General features: G+C 26.8%; 21 protein-coding genes. 6 read left to right on the top strand and 15 right to left on the bottom strand.

The genetic code is table 11. The annotated features are described in order from the left end of the window. Positions 1 to 59 precede the first annotated feature (59 nt). From ACKU3H_RS07325 to ACKU3H_RS07305, 5 genes are all read left to right on the top strand, one after another. Entirely contained in the window at positions 60 to 1142 is a 1083-nt protein-coding gene (locus tag ACKU3H_RS07325; RefSeq protein ID WP_320036322.1) for a hypothetical protein, read from the top strand. Between the two features lie 109 nt (positions 1143 to 1251). Then, entirely contained in the window at positions 1252 to 1509 is a 258-nt protein-coding gene (locus ACKU3H_RS07320) for a hypothetical protein (protein ID WP_320036321.1), read from the top strand. 143 nt (positions 1510 to 1652) lie between these two features. Then, entirely contained in the window at positions 1653 to 3005 is a 1353-nt protein-coding gene (locus ACKU3H_RS07315) for a hypothetical protein (RefSeq protein ID WP_320036320.1), read from the top strand. Continuing rightward, positions 2983 to 3276, top strand: a complete 294-nt coding sequence (locus ACKU3H_RS07310) for a hypothetical protein (RefSeq protein WP_320036319.1) — start codon at positions 2983 to 2985, stop codon at positions 3274 to 3276. The genes ACKU3H_RS07315 and ACKU3H_RS07310 overlap by 23 nt, the downstream gene beginning before the upstream one ends. Further along, on the top strand, positions 3273 to 4316 hold the full coding sequence (locus tag ACKU3H_RS07305; protein WP_320036318.1) for a site-specific integrase: 1044 nt from the start codon (positions 3273 to 3275) through the stop codon (positions 4314 to 4316). Before ACKU3H_RS07310 ends, ACKU3H_RS07305 begins: the two co-directional genes overlap by 4 nt. 61 nt (positions 4317 to 4377) lie before the next feature. On the opposite strand, the gene ACKU3H_RS07300 is transcribed toward ACKU3H_RS07305, so the two are convergent. The 13 genes from ACKU3H_RS07300 to ACKU3H_RS07240 form a co-directional block, all read right to left on the bottom strand. After that, positions 4378 to 7071, bottom strand: coding sequence for a methyl-accepting chemotaxis protein (locus tag ACKU3H_RS07300; protein ID WP_320036317.1), 2694 nt, complete (start codon positions 7069 to 7071; stop codon positions 4378 to 4380). A 99-nt stretch (positions 7072 to 7170) separates the two neighbouring features. Continuing rightward, positions 7171 to 7725, bottom strand: coding sequence for a ferric reductase-like transmembrane domain-containing protein (locus ACKU3H_RS07295; protein ID WP_320036316.1), 555 nt, complete (start codon positions 7723 to 7725; stop codon positions 7171 to 7173). Between the two features lie 9 nt (positions 7726 to 7734). Continuing rightward, positions 7735 to 8694 (bottom strand): protein-methionine-sulfoxide reductase catalytic subunit MsrP, encoded by a 960-nt coding sequence (gene msrP, locus ACKU3H_RS07290; protein ID WP_320036315.1) that lies wholly within the window; start codon positions 8692 to 8694, stop codon positions 7735 to 7737. Between the two features lie 118 nt (positions 8695 to 8812). Then, complete coding sequence (gene tpx, locus ACKU3H_RS07285) at positions 8813 to 9301, bottom strand: thiol peroxidase (protein WP_320036314.1); 489 nt, start codon at positions 9299 to 9301, stop codon at positions 8813 to 8815. A gap of 145 nt (positions 9302 to 9446) precedes the next feature. Continuing rightward, the gene (locus ACKU3H_RS07280; RefSeq protein ID WP_320036313.1) at positions 9447 to 10280 is read right to left on the bottom strand and encodes a S1-like domain-containing RNA-binding protein; all 834 of its coding nucleotides are present in this window, start codon (positions 10278 to 10280) and stop codon (positions 9447 to 9449) included. After that, the gene (locus tag ACKU3H_RS07275; protein ID WP_320036312.1) at positions 10277 to 11074 is read right to left on the bottom strand and encodes a metal ABC transporter permease; all 798 of its coding nucleotides are present in this window, start codon (positions 11072 to 11074) and stop codon (positions 10277 to 10279) included. Before ACKU3H_RS07275 ends, ACKU3H_RS07280 begins: the two co-directional genes overlap by 4 nt. Before the next feature lie 7 nt (positions 11075 to 11081). Continuing rightward, positions 11082 to 11831: an ABC transporter ATP-binding protein gene (locus tag ACKU3H_RS07270; RefSeq protein WP_320036311.1), complete on the bottom strand. Its 750-nt coding sequence runs from the start codon at positions 11829 to 11831 to the stop codon at positions 11082 to 11084. A 47-nt stretch (positions 11832 to 11878) separates the two neighbouring features. Beyond that, positions 11879 to 12646, bottom strand: coding sequence for an envelope biogenesis factor ElyC (gene elyC, locus ACKU3H_RS07265; RefSeq protein ID WP_320036310.1), 768 nt, complete (start codon positions 12644 to 12646; stop codon positions 11879 to 11881). Between the two features lies 1 nt (position 12647). Next, positions 12648 to 13451 carry an AmmeMemoRadiSam system protein B gene (gene amrB / locus ACKU3H_RS07260; protein WP_320036309.1) on the bottom strand — a complete coding sequence of 268 codons (804 nt, stop codon included), beginning with the start codon at positions 13449 to 13451 and terminating at the stop codon, positions 12648 to 12650. Beyond that, entirely contained in the window at positions 13452 to 14453 is a 1002-nt protein-coding gene (amrS, locus tag ACKU3H_RS07255; RefSeq protein ID WP_320036308.1) for an AmmeMemoRadiSam system radical SAM enzyme, read from the bottom strand. A 1-nt stretch (position 14454) separates the two neighbouring features. After that, complete coding sequence (gene amrA, locus ACKU3H_RS07250; RefSeq protein ID WP_320036307.1) at positions 14455 to 15012, bottom strand: AmmeMemoRadiSam system protein A; 558 nt, start codon at positions 15010 to 15012, stop codon at positions 14455 to 14457. A gap of 8 nt (positions 15013 to 15020) precedes the next feature. Beyond that, positions 15021 to 15956 carry a ferrochelatase gene (hemH, locus tag ACKU3H_RS07245; RefSeq protein WP_320036468.1) on the bottom strand — a complete coding sequence of 312 codons (936 nt, stop codon included), beginning with the start codon at positions 15954 to 15956 and terminating at the stop codon, positions 15021 to 15023. 3 nt (positions 15957 to 15959) lie between these two features. Next, a complete protein-coding gene (locus ACKU3H_RS07240) occupies positions 15960 to 16574 on the bottom strand; it encodes an ATP-binding cassette domain-containing protein (protein WP_320036306.1) in 615 nt (204 codons plus the stop codon). Positions 16575 to 16743: 169 nt separating this feature from the next. On the opposite strand from ACKU3H_RS07240, the gene ACKU3H_RS07235 reads away from it, so the two are divergent. After that, positions 16744 to 17025 (top strand): c-type cytochrome, encoded by a 282-nt coding sequence (locus ACKU3H_RS07235; RefSeq protein WP_320036305.1) that lies wholly within the window; start codon positions 16744 to 16746, stop codon positions 17023 to 17025. A gap of 28 nt (positions 17026 to 17053) precedes the next feature. Here ACKU3H_RS07235 and ccoS read toward each other — a convergent pair whose 3' ends face one another. Further along, positions 17054 to 17281: a cbb3-type cytochrome oxidase assembly protein CcoS gene (ccoS, locus tag ACKU3H_RS07230; protein WP_320036304.1), complete on the bottom strand. Its 228-nt coding sequence runs from the start codon at positions 17279 to 17281 to the stop codon at positions 17054 to 17056. Positions 17282 to 17289: 8 nt separating this feature from the next. Further along, positions 17290 to 19731, bottom strand: coding sequence for a heavy metal translocating P-type ATPase (locus ACKU3H_RS07225; RefSeq protein ID WP_320036303.1), 2442 nt, complete (start codon positions 19729 to 19731; stop codon positions 17290 to 17292). Positions 19732 to 19831: the final 100 nt, after the last annotated feature.

Below are 19831 nucleotides of genomic sequence, written 5' to 3'. Positions count from 1 at the left end.
ATTAACTTTGAATATAAAAATATTTTATTGTTTCAATAAAGTTAATATATAATAATTTTATGAATTATAAGAACTCAATAACTTACATCATAAATTCTATAAAAAGTATGAATAAATTAAATACTTCATACAAAAAACTTGAAAAGCTAATTGATACACATAGATTAAAAATCTTTGCAAATAGAAATTGGGAAAATCAACATAATACAAAAGTTGACTTCTCAGAACTATTCGATAGTTTATTAAAAATAGTAGCCCCAAAACTTGAAAAGACTAATGAAAAAGAAATAGAAAATATCATTGATAATACATTTAATAAATTTCATTATTCCCTTAATGAAAATTGTTCTTATGATTTTGAAGACAATTTAAAAAAATTAGTATTAAATGATGAAGTAAAGATAATCGATAATGTCAAATATTCAAAATCATTATTTGATATGTTTTTTATAATAAACTATCAAAAAAATCTCATGAATGAATTTTTAAAAATAAAAGATGATGATACTATTCCACTTAAAGAAAAAGGAGTTGCTTTTTCTTCAAATAGAGATATATCAGAGGTACTTCAGTCTATAAAAAATGATGTTGAAGATATTCTAAAATTAGTAAATGAAAATGAAGAATTAGAAAGAATACTTAAGGGTATAAAAAACTTTGAAAAAAAACCTTATGAAGCAATAATTATTCTTAGCACTATTAATGAGAATACATTTAAATATTTAAAAAATGAAAATGATATAGAGATTCTAAAAATTATACTAAAAATGAAAAAAAGACTAAATGCTTCACAAGGTTTAAAAGAAACTGATTTTATTCATAGTATGAGATTTTGGACTATTTCACTTTTTCCATTTAGTGAAATTAATAGGTATGGCTTTGGTAATCAAACTGATTTTATAGATTTTTTAAATGACCTTCTAGAAAATATTGTAGATATTGATTATTTTAAATATAATGCTAGAGATTTAAACAAAGAAATTCAATTAAAAGATTTATTTTTTGATAAACCAATTATGGAGAAAATTACTCAAAAGAATAAAAAGAAACATCCTATTTACGATAACCCTAGGTTTTTAAAACTTTTTAGAGACTTACTACAATTATCTTTGAAAAAAAGTCAATACAAAATCAAAAGATAAAAACTTTCATATTTGCATTGAGCAAATATAAAAAATCTGTCAAACTTCCAATCAGATATCTAATTAATACATAGCGCGCTTTGTAAATAAAAATTACAAAGGAAAAACAATGTTAAAACTTGTAGGACAACTTATCAATATAGTTGATAAAAGTAAATACAAAAAAGAGGATGGATTAGAAGTTGATGTAAAAGCAAAACTTCAAATCTTAGTAGAAACAATCAGAGCTAATGGAACAAAGATAAAAGAGCTTCATACAATCTCTATACCTGATACTAGAATTATGCTCTATAGAGACAAAATAAACAAAGAAGTTAGCGTAGATGTTGGAATCATTTCTAAACAATATAGCTTCTATGGCGTTTAGCCAAAGAAAGATGAGACAAAAGTGTGGGGAGACACACTTTTTCTCAGCTCTTCTTTGAGAGACGAAAAGGGGTATATTTATTAATAGTAATACCCCTTCCTAGAACACTTAATTAAAACAACAAATATAACAAAGAGGAAACCATGAAAAAAATATATGGCATAGACTCTTTATACTTCTTCTTTGAATCTAATGAGGAATATGACAATTTATACTTAGACATATTAGACCAAATGGAAGATATAAAAGGAGTCTTTAGAAAAAAAGAAATACAGTTTGAAAAGAAAGATATCCATATAAAAATAAATGATATCACTTTACAATACTTAGGAAGAAGAGAAGGTTTTTACTTTTTTAAAGAGTCTCAACATGAGCTTTTTAGAATTGGATTTAAAGATATAAAAGATAATAGAGGATTAAATGATATTAGAGTACAGCTTCAAGGAAATGGTATTTATACTATTGGTATTAATTCTATTATTGAATTACTCAAAAAAATGTTAGATGGATATATAACTAATTTTATACCTATTACAAGAGTAGATATAAACTGCTTTATTCAACATGACTTTTCTTTTGTAAAAAAAGATATGTTTGTAACTAGAAAAAGAAAATATTCAACTATTAATGAAATTGGAGATGCAAATTCAACTCAAACTATTTATATAGGGAAAGACCCTTTTAAATTAAGACTTTACAATAAAAGTCTAGAACTAAAGAAATCTAAAAAGTTTGAGATTATGAATGAGTACTTTTTAAGTAATGACTTTGACATGGAACAACCAATATTTAATATAGAGTTTCAATTACATAGAAGACATTTAAGACAATATGAGATTCAAACAGTAGAAGAGGTATTATCTAATACAAAGAATCTATTTCAAAACGCTATGGATGAAATTAGACTAATAGATACAAGTTCTATTTCAGAAGCTAATTTACAAAACAATAAATATCAAGCTAAAACACATCCAATTTGGGAAGAGATTAAAAATGATTTTAACATTGAATCTTTTTTACAATCTACAATATCTTTAGAAAGAGTAAAAAGAAAGTTATCAATATATGATGAAAACAAGTTTGAGTTTGAATACTTAGGACTTATTAGAAAAGCATATATAAATAATCTTACATTAGATATAGAGTATTTAAAAGAGCTATATTTAAAAGCAAAAGATTCTATATTAAATCCAAAGCCTAAAAAAGAACAAATCAAACAAAGATATGTTGATATAGATATTATTGATAAAGAAGGAAATATCAAAAGATTAAGACAATTAGAAGATGGCTCAATAATAACTCCAACTAGAACTGTATCAGTTGTAGAGCTTAATGATTATGAACTATTTAGATATGCAGATAAGATTCAAAATGTTCAACATGAATCACAATGGTTTAGTGATATGTATAATGTTGCATTAAGAGAATTGAAGTTTAGAGGTTTAATGCCAGAAGTTATTAAAGTGGAGGTGGATGATGAATCTCCAAGCATTTGAGAACTTAGAAGATATTCCTAAACTTCTAAATTATTTAGAACAGATACATACTAGATTAGAAAAGCTAGAAAACGATTTAGTTCCTAAACTTGATTTATCTAAAAGAGCAGGAGTAAAGAAGTATCTAAATGTTAGTGATAGTACTCTTCATTTGATGATGAAAGATGGAAGATTAAAACAAGGTATTCATTACACTAAAAATCTTAATGGTAATCGTGTTAAAATCAAATTTATAGAAAGTGCGATTGTAAATTTCAAGGAGAAAAAATGAAATTTTACTCTCGTAATGACATACTATATGTCAGAATAAATGGTCAAAGAGTATCTACCAAATTAAAAGATACAAAAGAAAATAGAAAACTAGTTACATCATATTATAAAAATGATGAGTTCTTTAAAAAGTTTGATGTTAATAAAAATGTTCCAACTATTGTTGAGCTTTGTGAAGAGGTTTTAGATGAAAAAGAAGAAACTCTAAAACAAACAACTTATAGAGCATATGAAAGTATTTTTAGAAATAGAATAAAAAACTATTTTAATGATACGCTTATCAATGAGATAAAACCTATTGATATAGAAAAATGGTATAAAACATTTAGTGATAGAAGTACTTTAATAAATGCTCTATCAGTTTTTAAGCCAGCTATTGAGAAAGCAATACTAAGGGAGTACATAAAAACTACTCCTTTAGTTATTTCAAAACCAAGATTTACAAAAAGTTATTCATTAAATCCTTTTACATTTGATGAAATTATGTACTTGTTAGATACTTGTAAAATTAATTGGTTTAAAAACCTTATAGGAATTAACTTTTTTACAGGTCTTAGAACTGGTGAAGTTTTAGGTTTAAAATGGAGTGAAATAGATTTTACTAATTATACAATAGAAGTAAATAGAACTATAACAAAAGGGTTTATTCAATCTCCAAAAACAAAAAGTTCTCAAAGAGTAATTGATATGCTTCCTCAATGTGAAAAATTTTTAAAATCTCAACAAAGATTAACTGGACTTGGTGAGTATGTTTTTATTTCTCCTTGTACAGATAAACATTTTCTTGATTCTAATTCTTTAGCCAGTAATTGGAAAAAACTCTTAAAAAAATGTAATCTAAAAACAAGAGGAATATATCAACTAAGACATTCTTTTGCAAGTAACATGTTATCAAATGGAGAAGATTTACTTTGGGTATCTTCTATGTTAGGTCATAAATCTGCAAATATCACATTAGAGAAATATACTAAATACCTTAGAAGAAGAACAGTAAGAAAAGTTTCTGTACTAGATACTATGAACACAAAAGTAGCACAGTAACTCTTCTAAATACCATCACTAAGGTATTGAGTATTAATCAATAGTTAATGTTACAAATTGACTAAAAACTTTCCCATTCATCGTCCTTACTATTGTCTTTTATAACACCTTTTCTATCGTGCAAAGACTCCTCTTTTTTGTACTCATTAATTTTTTTATGGTATTTTTTTGGGTCTTTTTCCTCTTTAAATGTATCACGCCCTCTTTCTAATCTCATTTCATCGCATTTATGTTCTTTTATTTTATCTATATAATTAAATACAGCTGTTGTATTCTCTTCAATATTTTTTGCGATGCCAATTAATTGACTATCTTTTTTATCTTTTGAATCTACATCTATATATTTTTGTACGCAACTGTGAACATTTTCATGGGCTTTTAATAAATCTTCCCAATCTTTATTTTTTGTAAATCCTTCATTTGAATGAGCTTCTATCCACTTACCTAAATCACATTCATGGTGATTTTTTACTTTCCATGATTCACCTTGCCCAACTTTGCTAAAGTTGTTTTCTTTAAATGAGATATGATCAAGTTTTAATTTTGTTGTATCAAATACAAGATTTACATTACACACCGATTTTTCTTTTGATTTATCAAAGCTTGTTCTTTGAATAATAGAAACTAATTGTGAAGATAACTCACTTAAAGCCATCGCTTTTTGAGATACTGCTTCTGAAGCATTTGCATTTTCTTGGGTTGACTTATCTAATTGGTTTATTGCATCATTGATTTGGTTCATACCTTGTCTTTGTTCATTTGAAGCAGCTGAAACTTCCCCTACTAAAGAAGCTACTTCTGATACTTTTGAACTTAAAAAGTTAAAACTCTCTACCATCTTGTCAGCTGTACCTTTACCATTTTTTGTTTTTTCTTGGGCATAAATAACTAAATCTTTAATCTCTTTAGCAGCTTCAGCAGATCTACTTGCTAGATTTCTAACCTCTTGAGCTACTACTGCAAAACCTTTTCCTGCTTCTCCAGCTGTAGCTGCTTCAACAGCTGCATTAAGTGAAAGAATATTTGTTTGAAATGCAATTTGATCAATTATTGTAATTGCATCTACAATATCATCTGTAGCTTTATTAATATCTTCCATTGATTTTCCAGTTTCATGGGCTAATCTATCATCTTCTTGACTTGTTGCTTCCATCTCTTTTGAGATTATTAACATCTTTTTAGTTTTCTCATCATTTTGAGTAATAGTTGAAGTTATCTCTTCAATAGCTGCTGCTGTTTCTTCTAAAGAAGCTGCTTGTTGTAAAGACGATGCTGATAATTGCTCAGAAGTTGAGGCTAACGCTTCAGCATTTGTAGATAATCTTTTACTAGAATTATCTACCATATTTAAAAGCTCTGATACAGAAGTTCCTAAAGCGTTTGTTCCTTTAATTAATGATCCAACATTACCTGAACTTTTTGCATCAATTGAATAATCATAGTGGGCATTACCATATTGAATTAGGGCATTTGTAATAATTGATAAGTTATCTTTTGTAACTTTTAACATCTCATTTACTTTTTGTTTTAACTCTTCAACTTGAGGAGAGCTTGCAATTTCTTTTATATCATATGTATAGAATCCCTCTTTAGCTTTATGAACAATATCAATTGCTTCTTCTATAACTTTAGCATCTTGTTTTATTCCATTTTCTATTTTATCTAAGTAGTTATTGAAATTTTGTGCAACTTTTCCTATTTCATCTTCTCTTTCTACATCCACCCTATTTGAAGTGTCTGAATTTTTATTTATTGAAGTAATTGCATTATCTAACTCTTTTAGTGGTTTTATGATAATTTTTCTTGAGAAAATAGCAATTATAACACTTATTAGAAGTAAAATAACCACTATTAGTGCTAAAGCCATGTATATAATTGATTGGGAATGAGCTACTAACTCTTCAATATGTTTAATCTCTTCACCAACTACATAATAACCAATTTTATCCCCCGAATAATCTACAATTGGATTTAATGTAATAAAGTACTCATCTCCTACATAATAAGTGTTTTTTTCAATATCTGAAAGATTTAAAGAAGAAACATAATTTGCAAACTGTTCATCATATGTTTTTTGATTTAAAGCATATTTTCCTACTTTTTTAAGTTTTTCAAGAATAGACTTATTAGAAATTTTTTCTTTATCTAATAACATTAATACATTAGAGTGATAATATTTTTTCACATCTTTTATAATTGAATTATATCCAGCTTTAAACTCTACACTTCCAATAAATTCACCATTGCTAGTTATGGGTGCAACACCTACTAGATTTACATTTGAAACACCAACCTCTGTTCCTACTACTGCTTTTTTATTTGCGTGAACACTTGAAATAGCTTCTCTTATATCTAAAAGTTTATCACCATATTTTTCAGGTTTCCATGATCTTAAAAAAGAGTTTCCTTCATTGTCATGAAGATGTATTTTTATGTTTTTAAAGTTTGTATTATCTTTAAAATCTTTTGAAAGTTTTTGCATAATAGAAACAAGTTCATCTCTATCTTTATTTTTTAAAGCTTCAACTATTTTTCCATCATTTGCAATTGATACTGCATTTGATATACATATCTCCTCTTTAGCTAAAACCTTTTGTTTAACAATTGAGTTTAAATTTTTTGTTGCTTCTTTATAAACTCCCAATTTAACGTTTCCTAAATAAAAAGAAAACATACTAAAGGCAATAACCAAACCAACTATAGAACTTACTAAAATAAGTAAATTCAATTTACTTCCTATACTCCAACTTTTCATGATAACTCCATTTGCATAATAATTAAATTATAACAAAAAAATACATTACTTACCATTTAATTATAAAATTTTATAATCAACTCTTATCTTATGTCGAAATTAAAAATTATTTTTTTTAATAATATATTGTAGAAGTTTAAAGTATCCAATAATCAATATTATTATTATAAATAGTAAGTCAATTAATACAAAAGATTTTTGTGCCATTGTAAAATGTATTGTAATAAGAATAAGTGATATATAAACTAGCTTATGGTACCTAACATAATTTTTAAATAATCTTTTAGTAGAGGTAATAGCCATAAAAAGTAGTATAAAAAAAGCTATAACTCCAAGATAAATAAATGGTTTATCAAAACTTTCATTTATTATAAATGAAAAATCCCCTTGTGCATCAAAAATAATAAAATTTAGAAAATGTAATAAAGCATAAAAAAATCCCATCAAACCTACTATTTTTCTATATTTAATAAGATTTATCCATTTTTTTATTAAAGATAAACTTACTGTAACAAAAAGTAATACTGTCGCACTTATTCCTGTATATGTATATATATATTTTATAGGATCAATTACATTTTTTATAATAAAAACTTCATATACAATAAAAAAAAATGGTAAAAACAATAAAAAAGTTAGGATTCCTTTCTTCATATGCATTCTTTAAAAATATTTCTTCAAATCCATATTTGCATATAATGATGCAACTTCTTTTTCATAACCATTAAACATCAAAGTATTTTGTTTAAAAAATTTACCTAAAACCCTCTCTTTCTTTTGACTCCATCTTGGATGATCTACATTTGGATTTACATTTGCGTAAAATCCATACTCTTTTGGATTTTCTTTTTGCCAAGAGTTTAAAGGTTCTTCCTCTACAAAACTTATTCTTGCAATTGATTTGATAGATTTAAATCCATATTTCCAAGGAACAATTAATCTAATTGGTGCTCCATTTTGTTTGGGCATAGATGAACCATAAAGTCCAACTGCTAATATGGTTAAATCATTCATTGCTTCATCTAGACGTAAGCCCTCTACATATGGATAAGATATAGTTGAGAAAAAACCTCTAGCTTGGTCAGGGAACATCTCATCATCAAATAAAGTTTCAAATCTAATATATTTTGCTTTTGAAAGAGGTTTTACATATTTTATAAAATCTGATAATTTAAAGCCAATCCAAGGTACAACCATAGACCAACCCTCAACACATCTAAATCTATATATTCTCTCTTCTAATTGAAAATTCTTTAATAAATCCTCAAATCTGATTATCATCTCTTTTTCAACTAAACCATCTACAATAATATCCCAGCTATTAGTGTTTAAAGTTTTAGATAAAGGTTTTACACCCTCTTTACTTGTAGTAAACTCATAAAAATTGTTATAAGAAGTTATTTGCTCATAACTGTTTAGTTCCAATTTATTTGGATTATTATCTTCTATATAATTTAAATTTTTTAAAGGTAAAGACTCTTTTGCAAAAAGTTCAATAACTGAAGATGTTGCAACTAAAGATGCAGCACCTAGTTTTAAAAAATCTCTTCTTTTATCAAAAAGTTCTTTGGGAGTAACTTCATTTTCACTTATTTGCCAAGAAGGCTTTTTTAATATATTCATATTAACTCCTATTGTGATAATGAAATTTTAAAATAATAGCGTTTAGTAAATGTGTAGCCATAAAAAAAGGGAAAGAGGTTAAATACCTTCTTTCCCTTTTTTAAAGATAAAATATGATCTATTTAATAGCAGCTAAAGCAGCCTCATAATTTGGCTCTTCAGTAATTTCTGGACAAATCTCTTTATATGTTACAACACCTTGAGCGTCAGTAACAAAAATTGCTCTACAAGCAACACCTGCAAGTGGTCCATCAGCAATTAATACACCATATGCATTTGCGAAATCTTTATTTCTAAAATCACTTCCAACTTTTAAGTTTTCAATTCCTTCAGTTGTACAAAATCTTCCCATTGCAAATGGTAAATCCATAGATACAACTACTACCTCAGCATCAGTTCTTGCTGCTTCTTCATTGAATTTTCTTGTTTCTGCTGCACAAACAGCAGTATCTAATGACGGAACTACAACTATAACTTGTGCTTTCCCACCAATTTTAATATCAGATAAGTCTTGTCCTACAACATTTATTTCAGGAGCTTTATCTCCTACATTTACTTCTGTACCAGCTAAGTTTACTAGGTTACCCTTTAGTTTAGTTGTTGCCATATCTTCCCTTTTTATAAAATTTGGCGAAATTATAATTTAAGATTATAAATAAATTCTTAATTATAAATTCTAATATAAGTTTATCAATATTTATATATTTTTGACTTTAAGTCAATAAAAATAAACTTATTTATTTTTATATTGTTTACTTTAATCGTATAGATGTTTCTAAAAGTTCTATTTTATTCTCTTCTAAAAGTTTTGTAAGTGAAGCTTTAAATGCTTTTTTACTCATTTCAAAAGTCTCTTTAATATCTTCGGCATCACTTTTATATGTAAAGTTTAGTTCTCCACTATTTTCTTTTAGTTTTTCTAATACTTTATTTTGATTGTCATCACTTTGTTTTGCACCAATTTTTTGTAATGAGATATCAAGTTTACCATCATCTCTAATATATTTAACAAAAGCTTTTTTTCTATCACCAACATTTACATTTTCAAAAATTTCATTATGATAGATTAAACCTTCATATTTATTATCTACTACAACTTTAAATCCAAGAGGAGTTTTAATATAAACTAAAATCTCTACTTCATCATTCTTTGTTAAATTTTTAGGACTTTTTTCTAATAAAAATTTTTCTGTTCCTATAAGTCTATGTGTATTTTCATCTTCAACGATTTGGATTACTTTTCTATTACCCACTTGAAATGTAGACTTTTGTCTATTTTTTGGTACTAATAAATCTTTTGGCAAGCCCATATCTAAAAATGCACCAAATTTTGCCATATCAACAACTTCCAAACAAGTAAAGTCATTTTTCATAGCATATGGTTTTAAAGTAGTTGCAACTAATCTATCTTCACTATCTGTGTAAATAAAAACTTCTATTTCACTACCTATTTGCATCTCTTTTGTAACATAACAGTTTGGAAGCAGTACTTCCTCTTCATCTAAAGATATTAGATAAAGACCAGGTTCTGATACTCTATTTACTTTTAGGATATTTAAAATTCCTAATTCTATTTTTTTATTCATTTTCTTCCTAAAAGTTTTGAAATTAATAAACTTATTACACCAACAACAATAATACTTGCTCCTGAACTTATATCAAAATAATAAGAAATTGCAAGACCAATTAAAGTAAAACAAGTGGCTAATATTGCACTTAAAATCATCATTGAAGATAATTTTTTTACAAAAATCTCTGCCATATATGTTGGTATTGTTAATAAGGCTATAACTAAAATAAGTCCTACAACTTTTATAGCCCCAACTACACTTAAACCTGATAAGATTAAAATTAAAGTATAAAAAAACTTTACATTTATTCCCCTTAACAAAGCAAATTCACTATCATAAGACACCGCTAAAATCTGCTTATAAAAAAGGATCACCAAGCCAATTATAAAAAAATCTAATATTGTTAGATATATTATATCATCATTTGAAACAGCTATTATTGAACCAAAGAGATAACTCATCAAATCAACATTGTATCCAGGTGTTAAATCTACAAATATTATCCCTATAGCCATTCCAAAAGCCCACATTATACCAATGATAGCGTCTATTCTATTTCTATTTTTCAAAGTAAGTGCAGAGATTATAATAGCTGTAGCAACAGCAAAAACTGTAGCACCAAAAAGTATTGGAATACCTAAAAATATAGCTAAACCTATTCCACCATAAGAACTATGGGCAATACCTCCTGCTAAAAAAGTAATCTTATTTGCAACAACTAAAGAACCAATTATTCCTGCTGCAATAGATACTAATATTCCTGCAATTAGTGCATTTTGTATAAAATCATATTGTAAAGCTTCAAGCATATTTTTCCTAATTATGTGTATGGTTACAACATATTTCTGTTTTACCAAGAGCAGATAGAAGTTCAACTTCACATAGGTGTTCTTTATCTATATCCACAATGTTGTTATTGTTGTTTTTTAAATGATGATAAACTAAGCTTTTATTGATGTGAGCTACATTTTTTGCATAATTCAATAAAATAGAGATATCATGACTAACTACAACTATTGCCATTGCCTTATTTAACTCTTTAAGAAGTTCGTATATCTCTTTTTGCCCTTTTACATCAATACTTGCAGTTGGCTCATCTAAAAGCATTATCTTAGGATTTGTACAAAGTGCTCTGGCTATAAAAACTCTTTGTCTTTGTCCACCACTTAAATCTCCTATTTTACTATTTGCAAAATTCTCCATATCTACTTTTTTCAAAGAGTTCATTGCACAAGAGATATCTTCTTTACTATAACCAAATAATTTTTTCTTTGTAATTTTATGTCCCATTAAAACTACTTCTAAAGCAGTTATAGGAAAATCAGTATTTAAATTTGTATTTTGAGGAACATAACCTACTAGATCATTTTTTAAACTTTTAGTAATGCTTCCATTTTTTATTTTTAATAATCCCAAAATAAGTTTCAATAGTGTTGATTTACCCCCACCATTTGGACCAATAATAGCTAAAAAATCATTTTCTAAAATATCTAAATTTATATTCTCTAATACTCTTGAGGTATCATAACTATACGAGATATTTTTAACTTCAATTAATTTATTCATTTAAACCCATATCCTCTTTTCATTCGCGATTATACTATAATCCCTTATCAATTTAGATAAAGTCTATATAATCTAACAATTTCAAACCAAAATGTACCTATATATTCATGAAAAGCTAATGTTGTTTTTCCTATATTACTAACACTTGGAAAAGTTAAATAATTTATATTTTTCTTGAAAGAAAATTCAGTTGGCGCAGCAATTGGATTTAATCCTTTGGATTTAAATATCTTCATAGCTCTTGGCATATGAGATGCACTTGTTACTAAAATAAATTTTTCTTTGCCAACTGTTTGTTTTACATAATTTGCTTCTTCAATTGTATCTTTTGCTTTTTCTTGTGTTAATATATTTTTTGCTTCTACTCCTAAAGATATTGCTGCATTTTTTGATATTACTGCATGTGCAGTTAACTTATCATTTCCTGCATATCCTGATACAATTAATTTTGCATTATCTAATTGTCTATAAACCCTAATCCCCTCAGATAAGCGTTTTAAAGCAGTATTTGAAAGTTGTGATACTAATGAAACATTTGGATTTGTAGTGTGAGCATTTCCTAAAACAAGTACATATTTTATATTTGAGTCTATACCTGTATATGATTTGTATTTAGTTTCCAAAGGTTTTATTAAACTATTTGCAAAGGGTTCATAAGAGATTAAAAATAAAAAAATAAAACCAAAAGATAAAAAAGTTTTTGCCTTTTTATATTTATTAATAAAAAGAAAAAATAAGCCTATAAAAAGTAATATTAAAACAAGAGACAAAGGCATAAGAAATATAGATATAGTTTTTTTAATAAAAAACAACATTCTAAATTTTTTCTCCAATCAAAGCTGAAGTATAACCAACAACACTTTTATCATCTTTTGTTCTATCATAACTTGTACAATAATATAAAAGTTGTGTATCAAGATTGTACTTAATAGCAGATTTTATCATCGCTTTTACTCCAACTTTCCCGCAAGCTTCACAACCTTTATCAAACATATGCAAATCTTTGTTTACTATTGCGTTAAGACATATATTATCTAGTTTTTTAGCTTCTTCTAATGTATAAAAATGACTTAAATCTGTACTTATAACTATAAAATTATCTTTATCAAAAAGTAATTCATCAATTAATAAAGACAATTGATTAAAATCTAATTTACCATAAACTATCTCTATAATTTTTGCTTGCTCAAAATAGTTTTTTACAAAAGGAGCTTGGGTTTCTGTTGAGTGTTCCTTATGTGCCTCTTTATTAAAATCTAAAAAATTAAATTTATTTTTTAAGATATTTGAATATTCTAAATCAATCTTTATATCCCCTAAAGGTGTATTGTAAGTGTCATATAAAGCTATAGATGCCCCTTCTAAATAAACTTTATGTGAGGGTCCAATTATTATTACTCTTTTAATGTTGTTGTTTGAAGAGAGATTATAAGCTAAGTTTGCAGTAAATCCACTATAAATATATCCTGCATGGGGAGAGATTATAGCTTTAGGATTTATTTTTAACTTATCCTCATCTTTGATAGTAAAACTTTTATTAAAATGTTCAATAAATTTATTAATTTCATTATTACTATCTGGATAAAAAGTTCCTGCTACTGCCATTTGTCTACTAGTCATCTATTCTCCTTCAAATATTCCATCTATTTTTGTATTACAGTTTGGACAAAAATTTGATGTTAATCTATTATCAAGTACATTAAAATACTCTCTACTAATTAGTTTTTCATTACATTTTGGACAATATGTATTATTTGGAAATCCAATATTGCCTATGTACACATATAATAAACCTTCACTTTTTGCAATATCATATGCCATTTTAAGTTTTTCAAAAGAGGTTCTTGAAAGATTTAATTCTTTGTAATCTGGATGAAAAGCTGAAATATGCCAAGGGGTATTAACTCCTAGATTCTCTTTTATAAATCTTACAATCTTTCTAATCTCTTCTTCTGAATCATTTTTTGTTGGAACTAAAAGTGTGGTAATCTCAAGCCAAATCTTATTTTTTTTAAATCTAATAAGATTTGATAAAACTTGCTCTAAGTTTCCACCTAACTTTGTTTTATAATAATTATGGTTAAAAGATTTTAAATCAACATTTATAGCATCTATAACTGCAGTCATATCATCAATAACTTCTTCACTTTCAAAACCATTGCTAACAAATACTGATTTAATACCAAAATTTTTTCCTTCTAAAGCTATATCTTTTGCAAAGGGATAAAAAATAGTTGGTTCATTATAGGTATAAGAGATAGATTTACACCCTCTTTGTTTTGCTATTTGTGCAACATCTTTTGCAGATATATAATTTAATTTATCAATCTTTTTTTCTTGGGAAATACCATGGTTTTGACAAAAATTACAATGAAAATTACACCCTACTGTCCCAAGAGAAAGGGATTTTGAATTGGGTAAAAAATGATAAAGTGGCTTTTTTTCTATTGGGTCTATATTAAATGCACTAATATGACCATAAACCAAACATTCAATCTTTTCACCAATATTTTTATTAACTCCACAAACACCAATTTGCCCCTCTTTTAAATCACAATAATATGAACATAAAAGACAAGTTTTTTTATCTAAATTAGTATTTGAAGTTTTAAAATATTGCATACTAACTCTCTTTTATTTTTATAGCCTCATAGATAAAAATTTTTGGTAAGGCTGATAAAGAAGAAGGGTTTAATCCAGCTTTCCTACACAAATGAACCATAAAGTCATTAAAAGTTGGTAACTGTTCCCAAACTTGGGGTAAAAATGTTGCCCTTTTCCCATCAAGTTCAAGTATAACTCCATGTTTGTTTGGAACTAGTTTTTCTTCTAAATCTTTAAAATCATTATATTCCAATGGTTCAGGCTTTGTTAAAAGGGAAATTTCTACTTTTATTTGTTTGTATTCACTTTTTTCTAAAGGGGCAAACCTTGGATCATTAAATGCAGCTGCTTTAGAATTATGAACTATATCATCAAATAAAGTTCTGTGGGCAACTAAAGAACCTATACATCCTCTTAATTGTCCTTGTTTAGTTATAGTAACAAAGCTTGCTTGAACCTCTTTTAGAAAAGCAAATTTATTTAATAAAGTATCTTTATCTATCTCTATACTCTTATCGAAAACAGATTCAATTGATTTTCTAGAAAGTTCTAATAATACTTTATTTTTTTCATCCATTACTTATCCTATTTATCTTTTATAAGATCTTTTATAGCTTTGATAAATTTTTCATCACTATTTAAACATTTACAAACTTTATAATCTACTATCCCTATTTTTTCAGCTTCCTCTTTATATTCAATACTTAGTTCAAAATCTGTTTCTGAATTATCAATTAAAAAAGCGATTGGATATATTAAAACTTTTTCATCTTTGTATTTTTCTAACTCTTTATCTAAAGCTGGCTCTAACCATTTCATTGGTCCCACTTTTGATTGATAAGCCAAAGAGATAGATTTAAAGTCAATATTTTGTTCTTCTAAAATTTTTGATAAAATCTCTACATGCTCATTGATTTGTTTTTCATAAGGATCTCCCTTATCTACAATCTTTTGAGGTAAGCCGTGTGCAGAAAAGATTAAATTATACTCTTTATAGTTTTCTACACTATTTTTAATTGTATCAATAATAGCTTCATTAAAAATACTATTTTTATAAAAAGGTTCTATAACCTCAATATGAAATTTTCTTTTTGAATGCTCGATAAAATCTTCTACAGAAGATTTTGTTGTTGTAGTTGAGTATTGAGGATACATAGGAAAAAGTATCACCTCTTTTACCTTTTTTTTCTCAAGCTCTTTTACAACTTCACTGGCGAAAGGTGGAGTATATCTCATAGCCTGAACTACACATATATCTTCAAGTTCATCATTTAATTTTGATACTAATTTTTCGGTAAGGGGATTAATAGGTGACCTATTTCCTATCTCTTCATAATTTTTCCAAGCAGAATCTTTTCTACTACTTACAATAAATTTTGCAATTAAAGATCTAAAAAAGTCACTTTTTATAGTTAAAATATTTTTATCATTAAACATATTTGTTAAAAACATCTCCAGCTCATCTTTATTTCGTGCTCCACCCATATTTAATAAAACTAAAGCTTTTTTACACTCTTTAATCATCTATTTCTCCGTAATTTTATTTAAATCAATAAGCTCATCACTACACCATTTAGCTAAACTCATATCGTGAGTAATAAGTAAAATTCCACAGTTATTTAGTTGTTCTACAATTAGTTTCATAACATCAACTGCAACTATGTTATCTAATGCTGAAGTTGCTTCATCTACAAGCAATAAATCTGGTTTCATCAAAAGTGCTCTAAGTATAGAACATCTTTGTAATTGTCCTCCACTTAATTCATGTGGTCTCTTATATAAAAATTTCTTATGTAAATTTAAAAGTTTAATATTTTTTTCAATCTCTTTTTCCAAAATTTTTTTATCAAAATTTATTACATCATCTATTTGTTCAATTATTGAAAATGATGGATGAAAAGAACTATATGGATCTTGATAAATAGAACTTATTTTTTTTACATTAATAGTTCCATTAAGTGGCTTCAAATTTTCACTTACTAATTCAAATAGTGTACTCTTTCCACTTCCACTACTACCAACAATAGATATAAGTTTTCCTCTTTTTAATTCTAAATTAAAATTCTCATAAATTAATCTATTTTTGTCATATCCAAAACTTAAATTTTCTATTTTTAATACTGTATCATTTGTATCCATTTATTATCCTGCATTAGAGTAGTAACTATATAAAAACTTTTATTAAAAGCTGAATAAATCAAAGATAAAATAATTATAATTTATTTTTATCAATATTATATCCTCTACATAAGCTTAATAAAAGATTAAACTGATAAAATTTAACTTTTCAATTTAAGGAGAGAATGTAATGAAAAAAATTGTTTTAGGAACAATAATTGCTGCTGCATCTTTAATGGCTGCAAACTTCGCAACATGTGCTACATGTCATGGTGCAACTGCTGAAAAACCAGCACTAGGAAAATCTAAAGTAATTAAAGGTTGGCCAGTTGAAAAAACTGTTGCTGCTCTTAAAGGTTACAAAGATGGTTCTTATGGTGGAGCTATGAAAGGTGTTATGAAAGGTCAAGTTGCAAGACTTTCAGACGCAGATATTGAAGATTTAGCTAAACAAATTGCTGCATTTAAATAATTAAAAATTTAAATCTTTAAAAAGTGAACTACTTTTGTGGTTCACTTTTTTTTATTTCTTTTTTTGCTTCTTTTTTCTTATCCTCTTTTTTAACAGCATCATTTAAATCATCTTCGCTATCAAAAAGAAGTCCACCCATCATTTTTTCACTGTCATCAAATTGACCACCTTTTGCACCCCAAATAAACATACCTAGAACTGCAAAAGATAGTATTACCCCTACAACTAACATCATAAAAAGAGTATCATTTATCATCATTTTTCCTAATTTTTTAGTTTAATTCTCATTGAATTAGCAACAACAAGAAGAGAACTTAAACTCATTGAAAGTGCTGCAACTAATGGTATAACATATCCAGCCATAGCTAAAGGGATTGTAATAGAATTATAAACTAGTGATAATAGCAGGTTTTGTTTTATAAACTTATATGTTCTTTTAGAAATTATAAATGCATATTTTAAACTATCTAATGAACTGTTTAATAAAACTATGTCTGAAACAGATATTGTAATATCAGCAGAATTACCCATGGCAATTGATAAATCAGAGCTTGCAAGTGCAACAGAATCATTTATCCCATCACCTGCCATAACAACAGTTTTACCTTCACTTTTTAGTTTTTTAATATAGTTTGCTTTACCTATTGGGTCTATTCCAGAAACTACACTCTCAATTCCAACTTTTGCTGCAACTTTTTTTGCTACACTTTCATTATCACCTGTTAACATAACTATATTAAGACCATTTTGTTTTATACTATCAACTAAATTTTTAGCATCTTCTCTAATCTCATCTTCTAACTCAAAAGTTGCAATAACTCTTCTATTTATAGCAAAAATATAAACTGAGTTTGAACTATCAAAATTATAGTTAATTCTATTCTCTTTCAGTAATTCTATATTTCCACCTAAAAGATGGAAAGTTTTATCTTCAATATTTTTATATTTCCCAACTACACCTTTTGCTTGAACGCTTTTTACATCATAGATATTTTTTACTTGTAAATCTGGATATTTATTTGTTAAATATTTTTTTACTGACTTTGAAATTGGGTGTGTTGAAGAATCCAATAATGAATACATAAGATTTAATTTATGGATATTATCATCCATAATTCTTGCTTTTTTAACTTTTAATTCACCTTTTGTGATTGTTCCTGTTTTATCCATAACTAAAGTATCTGCTTTTGCCATTGTTTCTATAAACTTAGCTTCTTTAAAGAGTAAACCTTTTTTTGCAAGTTCAGAGATACCAATTAAACTTGCTATAGGAGTAGCAAGAGCTAGTGCACAAGGACAAGCAATAACTATAACAGAAATAGCAACAATAAAAGATTTTTCAAAATGATTAGTATTGTCGTAGTCAAAACCTAAATCAATACCAAAGAAATACCACACAATAAAAGTTAAAATTGATAAAGAGATTATTGTTAAAGTGAACCCTTTTGATATCTCATTGGCTTTGTATTCAATCTCTGGTTTTGAACTTAATGAGTCTTCTAATAGAGTAACAATAGAGTTTAAAGTTGAATCTTTATAAGTTTTCGTAACCTCATATCTAATCAAAGTATCATTGTTTATTGTACCACTGTATAAAACATCCCCTTGTTTTTTAAATATTGGTAAAGATTCTCCTGTAAGACTTGATTCATCAAAAGTTCCCTCACCACTTATAATTTTACCATCTATGCAAACTTTTTCACCACTTCTAATCTCAACAACATCACCAACTTTGATATTATCCAAAGCAACTGCTTTTTTTACACCATCTTCAACAACAGTTGCCTCTAAAGGTATTGAGCTTTTTATCTTATCTAGTGTATCGACTGCACTTTTTTTACCAATGACCTCTAAATATTTTCCAACTAATACAAAAGTAATAATCATTGTTACAGAATCAAAATAACTCTCCCCTTTTCCACCAAAAAGAATAAATAAAGAGTATATATAAGTAAATGTTGCCCCTGAACTTACTAAAAAGTCCATATTTAGAATACGGTTTTTTAATCCAAAGTAAGCCCCACGGAAAAATATCCAACCAGAATAAAATAAAACAGGAGTAGAAAATATAAATTCAGCTAGATGGATATATTCTCTAATCTCTTCATCAATTCCTGTAAAAAAGCCAGTATATTTTGCAACTCCGAGCATCATGATATTAACACTTGCAAAAACAGCAACCATCATACGGATAAAATAATCCCTTTTAGCTTTTACAGCTTGTTCATCTGCTACTGTTGCATCATAAGCATATGCGTTATATCCAATACTTCTAATTTTTAAAATAATTTCAGATAATTTAATTTTTTCTTCATCCCAAATAATTTTTGCTTTATTATTTGTAAAATTTATATCTGCACTTACAATTCCATTGGTTTCGAAAAGTACTTTTTCATTTAGCCATACACATGCAGCACAATGAATCCCTTCAATAATTAAATCAATTTGTCTGTATCCGTCATTAGTAGTTTTTATAAAAGTATCTTCAAAGCTTTTTGTATCAAACCTTTCGATATCATCGTTAGTTTCAATAGGAGGAGCAATTGTTTTATTTCCTAACTTATCATAAAAAGAATCAAGTCCATCATCTTTTAAAATATGGTATACCCCTTGACAACCTTTACAACAAAAGTTTAAATCTCCTTCTTTAATCATCACCTTTTCATCAAATTCTAAATGACAGTGATTGCACTTAACATTAGCCACAAAATTTCCTATAAATTATGAATTAATAACAAAAAATCAAATGCGAACAAAAATAGTTAACATTTATATAATAGATATTATAATATTATATCGTAATAAG

The organism is Halarcobacter sp. (genome assembly GCF_963675975.1).
Taxonomy (GTDB): Bacteria; Campylobacterota; Campylobacteria; order Campylobacterales; family Arcobacteraceae; genus Halarcobacter.
The sequence above is the reverse complement of the archived record's forward strand: the minus strand, read 5'-3'. Positions and strand labels throughout refer to the sequence as shown.